At 44.7% G+C, this 18,793-nt stretch carries 18 protein-coding genes; 8 read left to right on the forward strand and 10 right to left on the reverse strand.

The window, feature by feature from the left end; translation table 11 throughout:
• Positions 1 to 3 precede the first annotated feature (3 nt).
• The 3 genes from MHN00_RS05550 to MHN00_RS05560 all read left to right on the forward strand — a co-directional run bounded on the left by MHN00_RS05550 (position 4) and on the right by MHN00_RS05560 (position 2,133).
• Positions 4 to 660 carry a chalcone isomerase family protein gene (locus MHN00_RS05550; protein WP_239300575.1) on the forward strand — a complete coding sequence of 219 codons (657 nt, stop codon included), beginning with the start codon at positions 4 to 6 and terminating at the stop codon, positions 658 to 660.
• Positions 661 to 720: 60 nt separating this feature from the next.
• Positions 721 to 1,281 carry a DUF3833 domain-containing protein gene (locus MHN00_RS05555; RefSeq protein WP_239300577.1) on the forward strand — a complete coding sequence of 187 codons (561 nt, stop codon included), beginning with the start codon at positions 721 to 723 and terminating at the stop codon, positions 1,279 to 1,281.
• Positions 1,282 to 1,494: 213 nt separating this feature from the next.
• The gene (locus tag MHN00_RS05560; protein ID WP_039226261.1) at positions 1,495 to 2,133 is read left to right on the forward strand and encodes an RpiB/LacA/LacB family sugar-phosphate isomerase; all 639 of its coding nucleotides are present in this window, start codon (positions 1,495 to 1,497) and stop codon (positions 2,131 to 2,133) included.
• A gap of 109 nt (positions 2,134 to 2,242) precedes the next feature.
• Here MHN00_RS05560 and MHN00_RS05565 read toward each other — a convergent pair whose 3' ends face one another.
• From MHN00_RS05565 to aceK, 3 genes are all read right to left on the reverse strand, one after another.
• A complete protein-coding gene (locus MHN00_RS05565; protein ID WP_239300578.1) occupies positions 2,243 to 3,643 on the reverse strand; it encodes a HAMP domain-containing sensor histidine kinase in 1,401 nt (466 codons plus the stop codon).
• Positions 3,640 to 4,320 carry a response regulator transcription factor gene (locus MHN00_RS05570; RefSeq protein WP_239300579.1) on the reverse strand — a complete coding sequence of 227 codons (681 nt, stop codon included), beginning with the start codon at positions 4,318 to 4,320 and terminating at the stop codon, positions 3,640 to 3,642. Before MHN00_RS05570 ends, MHN00_RS05565 begins: the two co-directional genes overlap by 4 nt.
• Before the next feature lie 299 nt (positions 4,321 to 4,619).
• Complete coding sequence (gene aceK, locus MHN00_RS05575) at positions 4,620 to 6,350, reverse strand: bifunctional isocitrate dehydrogenase kinase/phosphatase (protein ID WP_014950501.1); 1,731 nt, start codon at positions 6,348 to 6,350, stop codon at positions 4,620 to 4,622.
• Between the two features lie 179 nt (positions 6,351 to 6,529).
• On the opposite strand from aceK, the gene MHN00_RS05580 reads away from it, so the two are divergent.
• On the forward strand, positions 6,530 to 6,928 hold the full coding sequence (locus MHN00_RS05580) for a response regulator (protein ID WP_014950500.1): 399 nt from the start codon (positions 6,530 to 6,532) through the stop codon (positions 6,926 to 6,928).
• A 104-nt stretch (positions 6,929 to 7,032) separates the two neighbouring features.
• On the opposite strand, the gene arsB is transcribed toward MHN00_RS05580, so the two are convergent.
• The 6 genes from arsB to MHN00_RS05610 form a co-directional block, all read right to left on the reverse strand.
• Entirely contained in the window at positions 7,033 to 8,061 is a 1,029-nt protein-coding gene (gene arsB / locus MHN00_RS05585; protein ID WP_239300580.1) for an ACR3 family arsenite efflux transporter, read from the reverse strand.
• A 22-nt stretch (positions 8,062 to 8,083) separates the two neighbouring features.
• Positions 8,084 to 8,851 (reverse strand): arsenical resistance protein ArsH, encoded by a 768-nt coding sequence (arsH, locus tag MHN00_RS05590; protein WP_014950498.1) that lies wholly within the window; start codon positions 8,849 to 8,851, stop codon positions 8,084 to 8,086.
• Positions 8,851 to 9,318: an arsenate reductase ArsC gene (locus MHN00_RS05595; RefSeq protein WP_049586016.1), complete on the reverse strand. Its 468-nt coding sequence runs from the start codon at positions 9,316 to 9,318 to the stop codon at positions 8,851 to 8,853. The genes arsH and MHN00_RS05595 overlap by 1 nt, the downstream gene beginning before the upstream one ends.
• Before the next feature lie 171 nt (positions 9,319 to 9,489).
• Positions 9,490 to 9,834: a metalloregulator ArsR/SmtB family transcription factor gene (locus tag MHN00_RS05600; protein ID WP_049586017.1), complete on the reverse strand. Its 345-nt coding sequence runs from the start codon at positions 9,832 to 9,834 to the stop codon at positions 9,490 to 9,492.
• A 142-nt stretch (positions 9,835 to 9,976) separates the two neighbouring features.
• Positions 9,977 to 10,666: a hypothetical protein gene (locus tag MHN00_RS05605; RefSeq protein WP_239300581.1), complete on the reverse strand. Its 690-nt coding sequence runs from the start codon at positions 10,664 to 10,666 to the stop codon at positions 9,977 to 9,979.
• Positions 10,667 to 10,836: 170 nt separating this feature from the next.
• The gene (locus tag MHN00_RS05610) at positions 10,837 to 11,604 is read right to left on the reverse strand and encodes a hypothetical protein (protein WP_239300582.1); all 768 of its coding nucleotides are present in this window, start codon (positions 11,602 to 11,604) and stop codon (positions 10,837 to 10,839) included.
• 173 nt (positions 11,605 to 11,777) lie between these two features.
• Here MHN00_RS05610 and MHN00_RS05615 point away from each other — a divergent pair, with 173 nt between their 5' ends.
• Positions 11,778 to 13,076, forward strand: a complete 1,299-nt coding sequence (locus MHN00_RS05615) for a histidine kinase (protein ID WP_239300583.1) — start codon at positions 11,778 to 11,780, stop codon at positions 13,074 to 13,076.
• Positions 13,073 to 13,717: a response regulator transcription factor gene (locus tag MHN00_RS05620; protein WP_239300584.1), complete on the forward strand. Its 645-nt coding sequence runs from the start codon at positions 13,073 to 13,075 to the stop codon at positions 13,715 to 13,717. The genes MHN00_RS05615 and MHN00_RS05620 overlap by 4 nt, the downstream gene beginning before the upstream one ends.
• A 54-nt stretch (positions 13,718 to 13,771) precedes the next feature.
• On the opposite strand, the gene MHN00_RS05625 is transcribed toward MHN00_RS05620, so the two are convergent.
• On the reverse strand, positions 13,772 to 14,929 hold the full coding sequence (locus tag MHN00_RS05625) for an S-(hydroxymethyl)glutathione dehydrogenase/class III alcohol dehydrogenase (protein ID WP_039226285.1): 1,158 nt from the start codon (positions 14,927 to 14,929) through the stop codon (positions 13,772 to 13,774).
• A 189-nt stretch (positions 14,930 to 15,118) separates the two neighbouring features.
• Here MHN00_RS05625 and MHN00_RS05630 point away from each other — a divergent pair, with 189 nt between their 5' ends.
• Positions 15,119 to 15,997: a LysR substrate-binding domain-containing protein gene (locus tag MHN00_RS05630; protein WP_239300585.1), complete on the forward strand. Its 879-nt coding sequence runs from the start codon at positions 15,119 to 15,121 to the stop codon at positions 15,995 to 15,997.
• Between the two features lie 293 nt (positions 15,998 to 16,290).
• The gene (gene thrA, locus MHN00_RS05635) at positions 16,291 to 18,756 is read left to right on the forward strand and encodes a bifunctional aspartate kinase/homoserine dehydrogenase I (protein ID WP_239300587.1); all 2,466 of its coding nucleotides are present in this window, start codon (positions 16,291 to 16,293) and stop codon (positions 18,754 to 18,756) included.
• Positions 18,757 to 18,793 lie beyond the last annotated feature (37 nt).

Here is an 18,793-nt window from a genome sequence, read left to right on the forward strand (position 1 = left end):
GTTATGGTTATCAAAATGTATGGCCTATTTCGCCAGTTGAGAGCTAAATCCTTACCAATGCGCCCAGAAAGTGCCAGTGGTGTGTGGGGATATTCGATGTATAGCGCTAGCATGGCTGCGAAGATGTTTTCCATCATGCTTTTTGTTTCGATATCAACAAGCGGGCTAATCATGTCAAAGAATGCGGTTGCGCAAGAGCCAGATGTTAAGTACATCAGTAATTATGTTCCCAATGCAAAGCTCGTTGGAAAAGGCATGTTCTCTTACTACTTTTGGGATGTGTATACCGGTGAGCTTTATGCGCCTGAAGGTGAATACGCCAACCAGCCCCCCTTTGCACTAAAGTTAACGTACCAGCGAGACTTGGAAGGCAAGAAAATTGCCCAGCGTTCTATTGATGAAATGAAAAAGCAAGGAGACCTATCGGCTGATGATTCAGACAAGTGGCTTTCCCTAATGAATAGTATATTTCCTGACGTCAGCGAGGGCGACGTCATTACCGGTATCGCTACGAAAGATGGCACGAGTGTGTTTTACGTGAACGGTGAAAAGGCTGATGAAATTGAAGACAAAGTATTTACACAGCGTTTTTTTGATATCTGGCTAAGCGATAAAACGTCTGAGCCAAAATTTAGAAAGAAGTTATTGGGAAACGGATAAGGGCAACGCTTTATTAGCATTACGCCAAGTCTATCTCGTCAATTGATTAAGGTTGCGAAAGTGATAAAGAATACGGTGAAGTTTGTTTTAGGAATCGGAATTGCCGCTTTAACGGTGGCAGGGCTATCCGGATGCTCTGTTTCAGTCGATGGTGAAGACTACAGGTCTGTATCGCCTGTTTTCGATATTGAGCAATTTTTTGATGGGAACGTTAAAGCCTGGGGCATTGTTCAGAACCGCTCGGGCGAGGTGGTGCAAAGGTTCGTAGTAGACATCGATGGTTCAGTAGATGGCGATACGTTAACCCTTGATGAATCCTTTAATTACGGTGTGGGCGACGGTCCAACGTCCCGTACTTGGACCATCGTAAAGCAGAGTGATAATAGCTATGTGGGTCGCGCGAGTGACATTGATGGTCCAGCCAAAGGCACAAGCTTTGGCAACGCATTTAACTTTCATTATGAGATGGATTTGCCGGTGGATGACACTAGCTATTCGGTGACGTTTGACGATTGGTTTTGGGCATTTGACGACAGTGCTATGATGAACCGTTCGTATATTCGTAAGTTTGGTATTGTGATGGCAGAAGTCACCATATTTATGCAAAAACAAACAGACTAATACGCCATTAACCTCGTTTTTTGAAAAATGCTGGCCAGTAGATTTACTGGTCAGTGACTTGTTACTCGTCGGCCCTCCATCTTTATATATTTCCGTTTTCGTTTCACATTTGAAACTAATCGACATTTACTTTGGCATTACCCGTGAGGTGGCATTTCGTTCCATGCTAATGTAAGCGTTTAATTCTTTATTTTTCTTTGCTTAGGAGCGTTCATGAAAGTTGCATTGATGATGGAAAACAGTCAGGCGGCTAAGAATCCGGTAATATTAAATGAGCTCACAAGCGTGGCGGACTCACTGGGACACGCTGTATTCAATGTGGGTATGAACAGCGAAACTGATCACCATCTTACCTATGTGCACTTAGGCATAATGGGAGCTATTCTACTCAACTCGAAAGCTGTCGATTTTGTGATTTCAGGCTGTGGTACGGGTCAAGGGGCTATGATGTCGTTGAATGCTCATCCAGGCGTATTTTGCGGTTATTGTATCGACCCTTCAGATGCATTTTTGTTTAACCAAGTTAACAATGGAAATGCGTTAGCGTTACCTTTTGCAAAAGGCTTTGGATGGGGCGCTGAACTTAATGCGCGTTATATCTTTGAGAAAGCGTTAACAGGCGAGCGTGGCGCGGGCTATCCCGTTGAACGTAAAGAACCTCAAGTACGAAACGCTGGTATTCTCGCAGATTTGAAACGTGCGTTGGCTCCAGAGAGCTACGTCGATTCACTGAAAAAAATGGACGTTGAACTGGTTAAAACAGCCGTATCTGGAGAGCGTTTCCAGCAGTGTCTATTTGACCACGGTCAAGATGAAGAGATTAAAGCGTACGTGAAGTCGCTGTTAGCGTAAGCGACTGGCACAAATCACAACGTTGAAAATGTAGGATAAAAACGCTGATGCTAAGAAAAAAGCGTCAGCGTTTTTTTATTTTTTGTCGACAAAAGCAATAGTCCAAAGTTTAACGCTTAAACGTAAATACCACACCTAACCCGTGCCCTTTAACTAGCGGGTCGTGAATAAACCAAATGTGGCCGTCGTGTAGCTTCACAATGGCAGACACGAGCGATAAGCCCAACCCATTTCCCTTACTGGTTCTACTGCCGTCTGCCCGATAAAATCGGCGCTCCAGATTCACAATTTCATGTTCACCCACGCCAATTCCCGCATCGTTCACGGCAATCACTATATGACTTGCTGTGGTAGAGAGCTGTACGGTGACCACACTTTTTTCGTTAGAGTACTTTATGGCGTTGTCTAACACGTTAGCTACAGCTTGAAATAGCAGGTTGGGATCGGCAAGCATTGTAACTGCATCGAGCTCGCTCGATAGGGTAATGTCGCGCTCTTCTGCAAGGGGGTGATACAGGTCAACCACGTCCTCTACGATGGCGCGTACGTCAGTGGAACAAAAGCCTTCTTTCTTATTGGTGGTTTCAAGCCCACTTATGCGTAACAAGCTGTTAAACATATTAAGCAGGTTATCGGCTTCTTGTGTTGTATCTTCCCTTAGTTGAGTGTCTTCGATTTTTTCTAGCGTGTTGCGAAGTCGAGATAATGGAGTGCGAAGGTCATGGGCGATGCTATCGGTCACTGACTTTATATTGTTGACTGAACTCTCGATAGTATCGAGCATTTGATTAAACACAAATGACAAACTGCTCAGGTCGTCCCAATTACTGTCAATTTCTAAACGCTCTTGCAGGTTACCCGTTTTGATAATCTTATCTGCCGTTTGCGACATGCGGTTAATTCGATTAACCACGTAAACGGCTATAGCGAAGCTCAGCACACTCAAGGTACAAAGCAACACCACAATGATCCAGCTGAACGTTTTACCAAACCACTGTGCGCTGTATAAATCGTCAATGCCGCGACCAACGTAAAGCACGTGATCGCCAAGGGTTACTTCTCTCATAAGTGCTTGGCGCAGCGTTTTTCTCGTTGTGCTATTGGGGCGGGTAATAACTATTTCTGCGGTAGCAAAACTGGCGCTTTTGTGGCGCTCAAGAACAAGGGGAATTGACGACAAATTGCCAGCCACTACTTGTTCATCTTTACTCAGTGCAACAAATGAACGTAGGTGGTCGGACGCTGAGGTGATTGTTGAGCCATTTGGCGAATGTTGGCCATTGTCTTTGGCTATCGCTAACTTAACCGCCTCAATACCGAGGTTTTCATAGAGAGTAATAAGCGCGTTTGTTTTGGCATTAACGGCAGCATTCGATTCCGAAATAAACAAGTCGCTGCTCGTTAATCGCCAAAAATAAACAATTAAAACAATGGCAATACAAGCTAGAGTAGTGAGCAATACGCCTACGCGAAAACTTGAACTACGCGTAAAGTCGCGTATTGCTATCATGCAAGCCCATCCGCTATTCGATATCCTGTGCCTCGCACAGTCTCTATAAGCGGGACATTAAACGCCTTATCCACTTTTTGACGCAAGCGGCTAATGTGAACATCTATCACATTCGTTTGCGGGTCAAAATGATAGTTCCAAACCTGCTCAAGCAGCATGCTTCGCGTCACGACTTTACCCTTGTGACGGAGCAGGCATTCAAGCAATTGAAATTCTTTAGACTGCAGGTCGATCTCTTGATCGCCGCGCAATACTTTGCGGTTAACCAGGTCTAGAGTGAGGTCGCCTACTTTTATCAGCGTCTTGTCTTCACCTTCTTTGTTACGACCTGCAAGGCCCTCAACGCGAGCAAGTAACTCTTCAAAGGCAAAAGGCTTAGTTAAATAATCATTAGCGCCTGTGCGAAGGCCTTTGACCTTGTCTTCAACCTGACTTTTTGCACTCAGTAATAAAACGGGCGTTGTGTTGCCTTCTTCGCGAAGTTTTTCTAAAACAGAAAAACCGTCGAGTTCGGGCAGCATCACATCCAGAATTACGGCGTCTAATTCGTTACTTGACGCCTGTTGGTAGCCTGATGTTCCATCACCTACAGTAATACATTCATGCCCTTCACCCAATAGTCCATTTGCAATGTGCGAGGCAACCTTTGGATCATCTTCTACAAGTAGCACTCTCATTATTACGCTTCTTTTGTTTATCAACATTCACACACTTGTTTGGCGTTGCTGTCGCCATTATGTGGCGATTAATCGTCAGCAAGCAAAATCAAGCAGTCGCAAAGCAGTATCGCTTTCACATGCTTTTACGAGTGTTAAGTAACGAAACGATCACTTTTAAGCTTTTTCGCATGTAGCGACAATTTGTTCAGGTGTCTAGTGCCCTAGAGGGCGCATGCACAGTGCTTTGGCTTGCTCTACACTATTGAACTACACTGGGGCCCCGGTCAACGTGCATCTTTATCAAACACTTAACTTAGTTAGCCTCTGTCAAAACGCATGCTGGCGTTGTAAGGCGTGAAGTGTTGAACATCGCCTCGTGCACATTTTTCCTGAACTTCGTGCCAATATTCAGGGGTCATCAAATCACCGTGCAACGATTTAAGTATATCTTTGAACTTGCGTTTACCTACAATGAAGTGCTCAAACTGCTCGGGGAATACGTCGTTAGGCGCTACCGAGAGCGTATCAATAGCATAAGGATCGTCAGATTTCGGCAGGGATCTAAAATTGCGCTCATTCATTAAACAAATTTCATCATAGTCGTAGAAAATAACACGGCCATGACGGGTAATACCGAAGTTTTTATGTAGCATGTCGCCAGGAAATATGTTGGCCATGGCAATTTGCTTAATGCACAGTCCAAGCTCATCTAGTGCACGGGTAATTTTCTCTTCATCTGTTTCTTCTTGTAGATACAGATTAAGCGGCGTCATTTTCCGTTCAATGTACATGTGTTTAATGATGAGTTCAGATTCAGTGAATTCTAGGCTCGATGCACACGTCTCTTTGAGTTCATCAATTAACTCAGGCTCAATTCTGTCTAGCGGAAACCTGAAGTTTACGTACTCGTGGGTATCTGCCATTCGACCCACACGGTCAGACATTTTCACTAACTTATAGCATTCTTTAACGTGTTCACGCGTGATTTTTTTACTCTCTGCAAACTCGTCTTTAATGATCTTAAACACCACGCCATAAGAGGGCAGATGAAAAACCATCATGACCAAGCCGCGGATACCGGGTGCAGCCTCAAATTTGTCGTCTGACTCGTCCATGTGCTGCAAGAAGTTGCGATAAAACACTGTTTTACCGTGCTTGTAGTGTCCCATTGCCATATACAGCTCAAAGTGCTTTTTATTGGGGAGAAGCTCTTGAAGAAAGGCGGCAACTTCCGCAGGATTTTGAGTGTCAGCCATAAAGTAGCTGCGAGCAAAACCGAAAATAACGCTTAAGTCTTTGCGATCAGTTAACAGCGCATCCACAAACATATGGGGTTCGTTATAGCGTCGCATGGCGATAACAAACGGAAGCGTTTCGTCGGGCATGCAAATTCGTCCAATCAGGTAAGCGGCTTTTCCTCTAAAAAACGTAGGCTTAAGGATTTCCACAGCTTGAACGCTGGCTAGCTGTTCCTTGTTCAACCGAGCGCGAAGCGCGCTTTCAAGGTTCTGTAGGTCTCGCTCGAAGTTTTCAAACGGAATGTTGTATCGATATATCTTAAAAATTGACTCGTACATTTCACGCACCGTGGTGGTGGTGTCGAAGCTGTTAATCACTTTGTCTCTGTCTTGCCCGGGTAAGAAACAGCGGCTGGGCAAGACAAACATCATATCGTTATCGATTTTTCTATGTTTAAACAAGCGGCCAATTACAGAGTTGTAAAAGGTTTCGGCTAGCTCAAACTGCGGGTGGCCTTCTAGCTGTAAAGCAAATACTTTCTTAAGCTCTTGCCAGAAAGCGTCGTCTTTTTGATGTACTTGAGTTAGCTGATAAATTTCGGCGACAGCGTCTGACAGGCTTTGCTCGTAAATGGTTATTCGCTCTTTAGAGGCAAGCTGAGTTTCTTTCCAATTTCCCTTTTCGAACCTTTCTTGAGCGCCACGAGTGATGCGGGTGAACCATCGATAACTCTTATCGAAATGAGACAAAATTTGATAGGCAACTTTTCTTACCAAACTCTTATCTTGGCTAGTAGCTAACTCTTGCATGGTCGTGTGTTCCTTATTTTGTTACTCGCTATATCTACCACAAAATAGATAGCTTGAAGAGTGAAGTTTGGCGCAGATAGCGATTAAGTTACCAATTATCAGACACTTTTTTGTTTTATTATACTTTCGTTTAATGTATTCTGTTGGCGGATTAATAACCAATTATAAGTTTGTATTTGATGGGTTTTAATATTCTTATTTGTGATGACTCGGCGCTGGCGCGAAAAATGGCGAGAAGCAATTTGCCAGATGGCTTTGCTGAAACTATTTACGAAGTGTCAAATGGTATGGACGCGTTGGAAGTATTGGCTCATCACACAATAGATTTGGTTTTACTGGACCTGACCATGCCTGTTCTTGGTGGTATCAGTGTGTTGAGTGAAATAAAACGCCGTCAGCTAGAAACGTTTGTTATCGTCGTGTCTGGCGATATTCAGCCAATGATGCAAGAAAAAGTGATGTCTTTAGGTGCACTGGGCTTTATAGAAAAGCCGATAAAACGGGACGTACTAACGTCAGTTTTGCAGCGCTTTGGCTTTATTCTTCCCGATACTTACAAACCAGCGATTGCGGTTTAAGATTTTAACGACTTATAAAGAGCGTTGTAAAAAGCGTTGATAAAGGTTGATGAGAAAAATTGATGAAAAGGGGCGAACTGCGGTTCGCCCTTTTTCATATGCGCTTAGTCAAACCAGTGGCGCGTTTTGTTCGCAAACCACACTAGCGAAAGCATAACGGGCACTTCAACTAATACACCCACCACAGTGGCAAGTGCTGCGCCGCTGTGTAAACCAAATAGCGAAATAGCGACGGCTACCGCCAATTCAAAAAAGTTAGACGTACCAATCATACATGCCGGTGCTGCAACATTATGCGGCAGTTTCATACGTTTTGCCGCAAAGTAAGCAATGGCAAAAATACCGTAAGTTTGTATTAGTAGTGGTATCGCGATAAGCACGATGTCTTGCGGCTGCGATAAAATAGTTTCGGCCTGAAGACCAAACAAAATAACAATAGTGAGTAGCAGGCCGATAACTGAAAAGGGTTTGAACTTGCTAACCAATGCGTCAACAGCGCCATTTCCTTGTGCGTTATTGCCTTTATTTTCCAAGTGACGGCGCGTGATATAACCCGCGACCAATGGCAATACAACATACAGTGCAACAGAAAGCAGCAGGGTATCCCATGGTACGGTTATATCTGTTACGCCCAGCAGCATGGCGGTAAGCGGTGCAAAGGCAACGACCATAATCAAGTCATTAATTGATACCTGGACTAACGTGTAGTTAGCATCCCCTTTGGTAAGGTGACTCCACACAAATACCATCGCTGTACATGGAGCGACGCCCAGTAGGATCATGCCTGCAATGTACTCAGTGGCCGTTTGCGGATCTACCCAGTCGGCAAAAATGCCCTTAAAAAATAGCCAACCCAATAGTGCCATAGTGAAGGGCTTTATCAGCCAGTTAATCACCAAGGTCAGTACAAGGCCTTTCGGCTTTTTACCAACGTCTTTAATTGAGCCAAAGTCTATTTGTACCATCATTGGGTAAATCATTAGCCAAATAAGTACTGCCACTATCAGGTTTACGTGCGCATATTCAAGCGCCGCAATAGACGCAAAGACATCCGGCATGGCATAGCCTAGGCCCACCCCTGCAACAATGCAAAGGCCAACCCACACTGATAAATAACGTTCAAAGAAACCCATTCTGATTCACCTTTGTCTTACTTTACAACGATTTTTGATTAACACGCTTACTCACTTCTTCTGCGCTTTCAACGCGCTCAGAATAGCGGTCAACGAGAAAGTCTTTGTTGTCGCGGGTGAGCAAAGTAAATTTCACCAACTCTTCAACTACGTCCACAATGCGGTTGTAGTAAGGTGACGGCTTCATGCGACCATCGTCTTCAAATTCTAGAAAGGCTTTTGCCACAGAAGACTGATTAGGGATGGTTAGCATGCGCATCCAGCGACCTAAAATGCGCATTTGGTTTACCGCATTGAACGATTGTGAACCGCCGGAAACCTGCATAATCGCCAACGTTTTACCTTGGGTTGGTCGAACGCCGCCAAGGCTAAGCGGTACCCAGTCAATCATGCTTTTCATAATGCCAGTCATGCTGCCGTGGCGCTCTGGTGAACACCAAATTTGCCCTTCAGACCACATCATAAGCTCACGCAGTTCTTTCACTTTTGGGTGTGAGTCATCTTCAGTATCTGGCTGCGGCAATCCACGAGGGTCAAAGATTTTGGCTTCAGCACCAAAGTACTCAAGCAATCTTGCCGACTCTTCAATTACTAGGCGGCTGTACGAGCGTTCTCTGAGCGAGCCGTAAAGTAGCAAAATACGCGGCTTGTGATCTGAGAACCTTGATGCAAAGTTAGCCATAATTGGCTTGTGCATTTGCGCCATTACCGCGTTATCAGATGGGCTTTGTGCTGTTGAGCTTTCTTGGTTGCTTGATATATCTTGGCTCATTGATTTACTGTTACCCATTACTGGGCTCCTAATTTTGATAGTGCCTCTTTAAGCGCTGTTTTATCTAAGTTTTTCTCAGCAAGCTCTGCTAATGCCGCTACACGCTTTTCAATAATATCGATAGTGTTGTTGAATGCCTCTGCTTTCTCTTGTTCGCTACCTTCTAACTTAGACGGGTCTTCTAAGCCCCAGTGCACCTTAAGAGATTTACCGAAATAAACAGGGCATGACTCACCCGCCGCTGAATCACAAACGGTGACAACAAGATCAGCATCGTAATCTTCAAATTCATCCCACGACTGGCTTTGAAGGCCGTCTGTACTAAACCCGCGCTCTGCAAGGTACTTAAGAGAAAGAGGGTGTACTTCCCCTACAGGCTGGCTGCCAGCACTACGTGCTTCAACATTGCCGTTCGAGGCGTTAGTGATGGCCTCGCAAAGAATGCTGCGGCAACGGTTGTGCGTACAAATATATAAAATCTTCATATAAAACCTTGTTTAATGGTCGAGGCTACTGTGGGTAGCTGTAATAAATAGAATAAGACTTCGAAAAAACAGATACTTGGCGACGTATTAAGCTGCAATTAACACCAGGGCCTGTTGACCTTTGCTGTGCATTTTTGCAGCGGTCTTTGTGCCATTCAGAAAGTTTGGAATCTAGCAATTCTCGCAGGACAAATTCGCTAACGCCTCGCTAATATATTCATTGTTGTGAATAGCGGTGTTCTTAATGACCTCCAGCGCCCAAGCGGGTAGGTCAGGATGGAGCTGGTAATACACCCATTTGCCCTTACGAGTATCGAGAACTAAACCGCACTTTCGTAAGTCAGCGAGATGGCGTGAAATTTTGGGCTGGCTTAATTGAAGCGCATCAGTAAGGTCGCACACGCATAGCTCACCTTTTTGACTGAGCATAAGCAGCGTCTTTAAGCGGGTGTCTTCCGACAAGCATTTGAAAAATGTTAAAGGCTGTAGCTGCGCAGAATCAGAACAAGTCGACATAAATTACATCACATATGAAATTTCGTATGTGATGTATCGTATATGAAATTCCGTATGTGTCAATAATAAATCTGAAATTTCATATATGTTTGGTAGGGACGAGAGGGTCTTAGACCGCTATTATTCTCGGTAAGCCAGAAATTTAGTGGTTTTCAGGAGCGGCAGCCTCGAACGACATCGCTACTTCTTTACCGTTTACCTCATTGTAGTGGGCAATTACCTCGTTCATGAAGGCGAACCATGTTGGATTCGGATGCCAAATAGCCATAAGGTCTTTTTGGGCGGCTTGTTCATTTTCACCAAGTACGTTAATTCTGTATAGATACGTAAAAGCAGCGCCTCGCCAATTCAGTTTACAGTGCGTGAGTACCTTGTCTTTTTTGATATCGACGGTTTGCATAAATGCAGCGTAATTTAAAAAGTTGGCTAATGTGGGACCTTCCCAATCCACGGGCACATTAAAGTAATCGAGTCCTAATTCTGAGGTAGTTGAGATTTCACTGGTTCTATCCCCTGGGATCAAATCTACAACGTGCGTCACCCCTTTTTCTTTTAGTAAAGAAAGGTGAGAGGCATCGGGTAAGCCCGAAGAGAACATATATGGCGCGTTTTCTTGGTAGTTGGTGAGCGTTTCAAGTGTCGGTTTGGTATTCATTTGCGCTTGGTCACTGGTTTGCGGTGTTGAATTGTCTTCATGATATGCGTTCGCATTTGCACTTAAACCTAGCCCTAAACCAATACAGGCCGCACTAACAGCGAGACTACGCTTAGACGTTTGAAATGACAGTGTATCTTTCAATATTTTAAGTGCTGCTGATTGGTGCTTTTTCATAATTTAGCGCTCGATGTTGACACTGGTTTATGGTGGCGTTATTGCCATTTCTTACGTTACACATTTGATGGCTTGTTGTCCAAGTGGCAATGCCACCGTTAAGTAAACAGGCCCTAACCGTGGCATTGATAACTACTGCTGAATTGAATTTTTCTATATCACTTTTAAGTTTAACTTTTCACTACCTTAGGTTTTAAAGAAGGCGTATTACGACCAGATAATTTGGGATTGTATTTACAGCTAAGCCAGATTGAAAAAGGAACGCCTATAAGGGCAGGTAGAACCCAACTGACAAGTTGTAGTAACGGCGAGCCTTCGAATAATGCGCGTCCTCCAAAGGCAAAAAATGCGGTATATGCACCAATACCAGAGCCAATGATATGCCCAATGTGCTCAGTTACCCACGAACCTGCAACGATGTCTTTTTGATGAACATAGCGCACAATACCAATGGCATTTAACAGTGCAATAGGGGCAAAGATACAAGTTAGCGTGATGCCGTACGTAATACCCTGATACAACGCAATGGAAGCGACGACAAAAAGCAGTACGGGTAGCCATAAATATTCAATTGTGCGCAGCTGCTCAAGATTTTGCTTCACTTTAAGCACCGCTACAGAATGTCTTACGTTGTTCCACACCAATAGGCTTAACATCAGCAAAAAGATATATTGACCTCTAAGGTACGCAGTGAAATAAGCAACAGACTCAAAGTGCTCGGGCATTGTTGGGTAGATGACTAGCGGAATAAACAACACCATTGTAGAGCTGACAACGCCACTAATAGACGTAAATAGCATCGCTTTTATGTAGTAACCACCAAATTGCTTGTGGGCTTTTCCGCCCTTTCTCGTAAAACTAGGCACCCAAAATAGTAAAAGTGACAATGCACCCGTTAAAACGTGAAGCGCTACTATAAAGCCATGAATTGTTTGCATCTTGCTTTCCTTTGGCAATGAACAAAATTGTAGGCTTATAGTGATAACTTCACGAGATTGACAATAGTGCCAGAAGTCATGAAATAAAAAGTGACTTATGGCCTATGCATTGAACCGTATTTTTTGTCAAAGTAGCGCTATAAGAACGAAAAGATATAGGTAGTCAGAAACGAATGAAAATCTCAATCCCTGCTCACTGGCGGGTGAGCATCGATATTGAGCGCGCGTCTGCATGCATTACGTGGTTGTTTGTAAGCGGCTCCGCACTTTACTTCTTGTATCTTCAATACTCATTCATGCATTGGCGAACCTTCTCCGCCATTACTATTTTTTGTATGCTAGCTGCGACTTTTGTGATTGTCAGTAGGCATGACCACAGTATGCCTTCGTTAAGGCTGCCAACGTTATGGGCGATGTTTCTATTAGCGGTACTGTGCCAGTTTTTGCTTCCCTATGCCTACCTTGCCATCTTCATTGTTATTTGGTCCGCCATTCTTCCTTACTATGTTAATTGGAAAAAGTGCGTCGTGCTTTCAATACCATTGGCTTTGCCCACCATCCTCATCCAAGGGTGGGTGTGGCAAGAGCAGCAAGCTGTCTTGACTGGAGCGCTGTTTTGGACATTCAATTTATTTGCCATGATCATGTCAAACACGGCCATTAAAGAATCGAAAGCGCGTGAAGAAGCTGACGCGCTTAATAGACAATTATTAAGTACTCAGCAACTAATGAAGCAGGCGCTTACTCAAGATGAACGCCTGCGTATAGCGCGAAACATTCATGATGTTTTAGGGCATCATTTGACGGCGCTTACTATCAACCTTCAAGTCGCGTCTAGAAAGGCGGATTTATTAGAGAGCACTGAATCGCAAGCCATAAAGCAACACGTTGAGCAGTCCCACAGTATCGCTAAGCTTTTGCTCTCTGATGTTAGAGAAGCGATTTCTGACATTCGGGAAAATGCGGCTATTAATTTTTCATTAGCAGTAAACGCACTAATTAAAGATTTGCCTAGGCCGATGGTAAATCTGCACATTGACGACAATTTAATGTTAACCAACGTGCGAATTGCCGATTGCCTTTTGCGAAGTATGCAGGAGGCGCTAACTAACGTGATACGCCATACACAGGCGCATTATTTTTCCCTATCACTGACGCAACACAACGGCGCTTACAACCTACTAATGCACGACAGTATGGTGCCGCATGCTGCAGATGAGAAACTCAGTGATGAGCAGCCAAGTAGCATACAGTTCTTCGACAAAGCACCATGTAGCCATTCAGAAGGCGCTTTTGCAGTAGGGGTTCGAAAGGAAGAGCGATCAAGCGAATCTGACACTTCAAGTCGTGTGGTGGCAGGCAATGGTCTAAAAGGAATGCAGGAACGGGTTCATGAGCTAAATGGAACTATCAGCTGGCAGCGAACCGAGCAGGGTTTTCGCATCGCAATTCACATACCGGAGGGCGAATGAAAACACGCCTTATATTAGTTGAAGATCAAATGCTGGTAAGGGAAGGCATCAAATCACTTTTAGGGCTTGATGATAGCGTTGAAGTTGTTGGCGAATACGAAAATGGTCAGCAGCTCATTGATAGTGAAAACGCTTTAAACTGTGATGTGATATTAATGGATATTCGCATGCCCAAATTATCGGGTATCGATACTTTGCTTGCACTGAGTGATAAAGGGATTAGTACGCCAGTGCTAATGCTTACTACGTTTGATGATCACGAGCTGGTAAACGGCGCTATGCGGGCTGGTGCAAAAGGGTACCTGCTTAAAGATGTATCGCTAGAAACCCTGGTTGACACTATTACACAAATAAAAAATGGCAAAACGCTGATTCAGCCCGCGGTAACCGAAAAAGTGTTGCAAGGCTTGAAAGGACTGAACGTAGAATTTGAGTCGTTTGAAAATCCAGAGCCACTTACTGAGAAAGAAGTCGAAATTCTCCGTTTGATCGCTGCGGGTTACAGTAATAAAGAAATTGCAGATGCGATGTTCAAATCAACAGGCACCATTAAGAACCAAGTTTCTTCAGTCATGGCTAAGCTTGGTGTACGAGATAGAACGAGGGCAGTGCTCAAGGCGTTAGAGCAGGGGATATTGTAATCGATAAAAGGAGAAGCAGAGCTTCTCCTAACGTGTTCCGAGCTAAGGCTTAAATTATTTATCCATATGCACAACAGAGCGGATACTTTCACCTTTATGCATTAAATCAAAGGCATTGTTAATGTCACCAAGACCCATGGTGTGAGTGATAAACTCTTGAAGACCAAAGTCACCATTTAAGTATTGCTCTACAATACCTGGTAGCTCTGAACGACCTTTAACACCGCCAAATGCAGAGCCGCGCCATACACGACCTGTCACTAACTGGAATGGGCGCGTTGAAATTTCTTGTCCTGCACCAGCTACACCAATGATCACAGATTCGCCCCAACCCTTGTGACAGCACTCAAGTGCAGAACGCATCACGTTGACGTTGCCGATACATTCAAACGAGTAGTCAACACCGCCGTCAGTCATTTCAACAATCACTTCCTGAATAGGCTTATCGAAATTCTGAGGGTTTACCACGTCAGTTGCACCAAGCTGTTTTGCTAGGTCAAACTTACTTTCATTAATATCAATACCAATAATGCGGCCGGCGCCTGCCATGCGTGCACCAATAATGGCAGATAGACCGATACCACCTAACCCAAAGATAGCAACCGTGTCGCCTTCTTGTACTTTCGCCGTTTTAAGCACGGCGCCCATACCGGTTGTCACACCACAGCCAAGTAAGCATACTTCTTCTAACGGGGCCGTTTTGTTTACTTTTGCTAGCGATATTTCTGGTAAAACCGTGTATTCAGAAAACGTTGAGCAGCCCATGTAATGATAAATTGGCTCACCATCTTTAGAGAAGCGGCTTGTGCCGTCTGGCATTAAGCCTTTACCTTGTGTTTCGCGCACTGCTTGGCAAAGGTTAGTTTTGCCTGACTTACAGAACTTACATTCGCCACATTCTGCGGTGTAAAGAGGAATAACGTGATCACCAACTTCTACGCTGGTTACACCTTCGCCCACCATTTCAACAATACCACCACCTTCGTGGCCTAGAATTGAAGGGAATACGCCTTCAGGATCATCACCGGACAGCGTAAATGCATCAGTGTGGCATACGCCAGTTGCAACGATGCGTACAAGTACTTCGCCTTTCTTAGGAAGCTCTACGTCAACTTCTTCCATCTTTAACGGCTCACCCGGGCCCCAAGCCACCGCAGCTTTTGACTTAATGTGCGTTTGACCTTCTTGCAACGAATCTTTGAATGACGCCATGTAATGACTCCTTAATCATAAATATTTGATGATGTTTTATAGGCCAAAGTATAGGAGACGGATTACTAATGATAAATACAGTTTTAGTAAATCACTTTTTCATAATTGTAATAATTGATTTAGCCAAATAGAATGTACTTAAATAAACCAGCGCTGTGTTGAACAACGCTAAACTAACGAGTGGCGATAATGAAATATCTAGAAGGCATAGCTGAGTTTTGTGCCGTAGCTGACGTTGGCAATTTTACCGGAGCTGCGAACAAGCTCGACACGTCAGTGGCGCAGATAAGCCGTAAAGTCGCATCACTTGAAAAGCAGCTAGGCGTTAAATTATTACAGCGCACTACGCGAAGTGTTTCACTTACTGAAGCGGGCACGCAGTATTTTCAGCAGGCAATGCCTGCATTAAAGGCGCTCGAAGATGCCCAGCTAGCGGTGAGCGCACTGCAAGCATCGCCGCAAGGGCTAATTAAACTTACCGCTCCCGTAGCGTTTGGCGAAGCCTTTATCGCGCCTTTGCTCAATACCTTTATGCAAAAGTACGCTGGCATTAGCGTGCAATGCACGTTCTCAAACGAAAAGCTCGATATTGTGGAGCAAGGCCTCGACCTTGCCATACGCATTGGCAAATTAGAAGACTCGACACTTGTTGCTAAAAAGCTGGCTACACGTCATTTGTTTGTATGCGGTAGCAAAGACTATTTTTCTCAACACTCGATGCCAAAATCTCTACAAGAGCTTAAGGAACATACTTTGTTGGTAGGCTCCCAACCCAACTGGAGGTTCGTTGTAAATAAAGAAGTGCAAACGTTGCCAGTGCAAGGACGTGTGCGATACAACAGTGGCAACGCACTCTGTAGCGCTGCTTTGGCAGGATTGGGGCTTACCCAGCTACCTGGGTTTTATGTGCGTGAAGCATTGGCACGTGGCGAATTGGTAGAGGTATTACCAGAATATAAAGACAAGCAAGAAGCTATTTGGGCAGTATTTCCTTCCAATAGAAATGTTGCGCCAAAGATTCGTTTACTGGTTGATTTCCTTGCCCAAAATATCATGGATGATCGCTAGGAAAACAAACAAAGTAAGCCTTGTGTGCCTTAATAAGCAATATTCCGTGTAGAGTGTTGCACTTTTTGCAACACAGTGTGGTGAAAACTGCGGTTGACATATAGACGTCTATACGGCAAATTGCTTGTATGAAAAAGATTCTACTTACTCGCACCACCATTATGTTAATTACCACCTTAAAAAGGGCGGTCGCTGACTAGTGCAAGTAAGCAAAAGACAACGAAAGCCCGCCTAACACAGAGCGGGCTTTTTTTTACACACGTTTTAGCATGCGTAACCTTAAGGAGCAGCATATGAAAGTCTTAAAGTTTGGGGGTTCTTCTCTAGCCGATGCACCGCGATACATGCGCGTTATGGAGATTAGCACGGCGACCCACCAAACCGACGGTGCTGCGGTTGTACTCTCTGCCCCAAAGGGGGTAACGAACGCGCTTTCACTACTATGTGAACAAGCAGCCGCGGGTGAAGATTTCCAGCCATTATTCAATAAGTTGAACGACACGGTTACCGGCATCGCCAACAACCTAAACGAAGAACTCGACGGGTTTGCACATGCAAGCGTGGTAGAATTCATTAATAGTCACCTTTCAGTACTAAAACAGCACCTTGAAGGTATTAAGCTGCTTGGTGTTGCACCTGATAATGTCGCTGCCGGTATTCTAAGTATTGGAGAGTACATCTCGGTGACGCTTTTTAGCGCTATGCTATCTGCTAAAGGTATCGCTAATCGCGTTATTGACCCGGTTAAGTATGTGCTGGCCGAAGGCGATTACCTAGACAGCATTGCCGATGTGTCGCTTAGTAAAGCGCGCTTTTCAGATGTGCCTACTGACGGCAGTGAATTTCTGGTCATGCCGGGGTTTGTTGCTGCTAACGAAGCGGGCGACAAAGTCACGCTTGGGCGTAACGGCTCAGACTATTCAGCGGCCATTTTAGCGGCGTGTATAGACGCAAATTGCTGTGAAATTTGGACAGACGTAGATGGTGTTTATAACGCTGACCCGAACCAAGTTGAAGGGGCAGTGCTGTTAGACAAGCTTACCTATCAAGAAGCGATGGAGCTGTCTTATTTCGGTGCCAAGGTACTTCATCCGAAAACTATCGGTCCTATTGCCCAACACCACATCCCTTGTTTGATCAGAAACACACTAAACCCAGCTGCGCCAGGTACGCTAATCAGCAATGAAAAAAGCGAGGTGTGGACGTCAGTTAAAGGTATTTCACAGCTTGATAACGTCACCATGTTTAACGTTGCAGGCCCTGGCCTTAAAGGCATGGTTGGTATGGCAAGTCGTGTGTTTGAGGTGATGTCGAACGCCAATATTTCAATAAGCCTTATTACCCAGTCTTCTTCAGAATACTCAATCAGTTTCTGTATCCAAAGCAAAGACGCCAGTCGAGCGTTAACGCTTCTTGAAGATGCATTCGCGCTAGAGCTTCAAAATCAATTGCTAGACCCCATTGAAGTGCGTCATGACCTAGCCATTGTTACTTTGGTTGGTGACGGTATGCGTCAAACCAAAGGCTTGGCAGCGCGTTTCTTTAACTCGCTTGCCCAAGCGCGGGTAAACAACGTAGCTATTGCTCAAGGCTCTTCAGAGCGCTCTATTTCAACGGTAATTGAAAGTAAGCGTGCTAAGAAAGCGGTAAAAGTCATTCACCAGAATTTTTTCTCTGACCGCCATACCATCGACGTATTCCTAGTAGGGTGTGGCAATGTGGGAACCGAACTGCTAGGTCAAATTGAAAAACAACAGCCTGCATTGTTAAAACGCAATGTTCAGCTGAGAGTTTATGGCATTGCAAATAGCCGGAAACTGCTGTTAAACAGTCAAGGTATTGATTTAAGCGGTGACTGGAAAGCGGCACTTGAATCGGCAAGCGAAGGATTAAGCGTAGAGCGCCTGCATCAGTTCGCTAACGACAATAGTCTGGTAAACCCGGTGATTGTTGACTGTACTAGTCACGAAGCGATTGCAGAGCAATATGTAGATATGATGGAAAGCGGTTTTCACGTGGTAACGCCAAATAAAAAGGCGAATACGAGCGCTATGTCTTACTACCGCAAGCTTCGCAAGACCGCGCAATCGACAAATCGTCAGTACCTTTACGAAACCACTGTCGGCGCAGGGCTACCGGTTATTGATAACTTGCAAAAGCTATTCAGCGCCGGCGACACCTTACACTGCTTTGAAGGAATTCTATCGGGCAGTTTGTCTTATGTATTTGGCAAACTTGAAGAGGGCATGAGCCTGTCGCAAGCGACACAAACAGCCAAAGACAACGGCTTCACAGAGCCTGATCCGCGCGATGACTTAAGCGGCATGGACGTAGCGCGCAAGCTGCTTATCATGGCTCGTGAAGCTGATTTAGCGTTAGAACTATCTGACATTGAAATTGAGTCTGTACTGCCAAAAGGTTTTGCCGAAGATTGTTCAATTGACGAGTTTATGCAGCAGCTGCCAGAGTTAGATGCGTCGTTTGGTGAAAAGGTTGAAGCGGCTAAAGCAGAAGGTAAAGTACTTCGTTATATCGGCAGCATTGAAGACGGAAAATGCAAAGTAAGCATTCAGGCTGTACCGGCAAGTAACCCTCTTTCGCAGGTAAAAGACGGTGAAAACGCGCTGGCGATTAACAGTGACTACTATAGCCCAATCCCTTATGTAATTAGAGGTTATGGTGCAGGTGGTACGGTAACGGCTGCAGGTGTGTTTGCTGACATTCTGCGTACTATGCCGTGGAAGCAAATGGCGCACTAAGGGCTAAATAACGCTTAGCTTGCTTAGCGTAGATAGG

It is taken from the genome of Alteromonas sp. Cnat2-8 (assembly GCF_022348355.1).
In the GTDB taxonomy this organism is placed as follows: domain Bacteria; phylum Pseudomonadota; class Gammaproteobacteria; order Enterobacterales; family Alteromonadaceae; genus Alteromonas; species Alteromonas macleodii.

What these genes read in the sequence shown, in the direction of transcription:
- MHN00_RS05550 (WP_239300575.1), top strand. Translation starts at nt 4, where the DNA reads ATGGTTATCAAAATGTATGGCCTATTTCGCCAGTTGAGAGCTAAATCC.
- MHN00_RS05560 (WP_039226261.1), top strand. Translation starts at nt 1,495, where the DNA reads ATGAAAGTTGCATTGATGATGGAAAACAGTCAGGCGGCTAAGAATCCG.
- MHN00_RS05565 (WP_239300578.1), bottom strand. Translation starts at nt 3,643, where the DNA reads ATGATAGCAATACGCGACTTTACGCGTAGTTCAAGTTTTCGCGTAGGC.
- MHN00_RS05570 (WP_239300579.1), bottom strand. Translation starts at nt 4,320, where the DNA reads ATGAGAGTGCTACTTGTAGAAGATGATCCAAAGGTTGCCTCGCACATT.
- aceK (WP_014950501.1), bottom strand. Translation starts at nt 6,350, where the DNA reads ATGCAAGAGTTAGCTACTAGCCAAGATAAGAGTTTGGTAAGAAAAGTT.
- MHN00_RS05580 (WP_014950500.1), top strand. Translation starts at nt 6,530, where the DNA reads ATGGGTTTTAATATTCTTATTTGTGATGACTCGGCGCTGGCGCGAAAA.
- arsB (WP_239300580.1), bottom strand. Translation starts at nt 8,061, where the DNA reads ATGGGTTTCTTTGAACGTTATTTATCAGTGTGGGTTGGCCTTTGCATT.
- arsH (WP_014950498.1), bottom strand. Translation starts at nt 8,851, where the DNA reads ATGGGTAACAGTAAATCAATGAGCCAAGATATATCAAGCAACCAAGAA.
- MHN00_RS05595 (WP_049586016.1), bottom strand. Translation starts at nt 9,318, where the DNA reads ATGAAGATTTTATATATTTGTACGCACAACCGTTGCCGCAGCATTCTT.
- MHN00_RS05600 (WP_049586017.1), bottom strand. Translation starts at nt 9,834, where the DNA reads ATGTCGACTTGTTCTGATTCTGCGCAGCTACAGCCTTTAACATTTTTC.
- MHN00_RS05605 (WP_239300581.1), bottom strand. Translation starts at nt 10,666, where the DNA reads ATGAAAAAGCACCAATCAGCAGCACTTAAAATATTGAAAGATACACTG.
- MHN00_RS05610 (WP_239300582.1), bottom strand. Translation starts at nt 11,604, where the DNA reads ATGCAAACAATTCATGGCTTTATAGTAGCGCTTCACGTTTTAACGGGT.
- MHN00_RS05615 (WP_239300583.1), top strand. Translation starts at nt 11,778, where the DNA reads ATGAAAATCTCAATCCCTGCTCACTGGCGGGTGAGCATCGATATTGAG.
- MHN00_RS05620 (WP_239300584.1), top strand. Translation starts at nt 13,073, where the DNA reads ATGAAAACACGCCTTATATTAGTTGAAGATCAAATGCTGGTAAGGGAA.
- MHN00_RS05625 (WP_039226285.1), bottom strand. Translation starts at nt 14,929, where the DNA reads ATGGCGTCATTCAAAGATTCGTTGCAAGAAGGTCAAACGCACATTAAG.
- MHN00_RS05630 (WP_239300585.1), top strand. Translation starts at nt 15,119, where the DNA reads ATGAAATATCTAGAAGGCATAGCTGAGTTTTGTGCCGTAGCTGACGTT.
- thrA (WP_239300587.1), top strand. Translation starts at nt 16,291, where the DNA reads ATGAAAGTCTTAAAGTTTGGGGGTTCTTCTCTAGCCGATGCACCGCGA.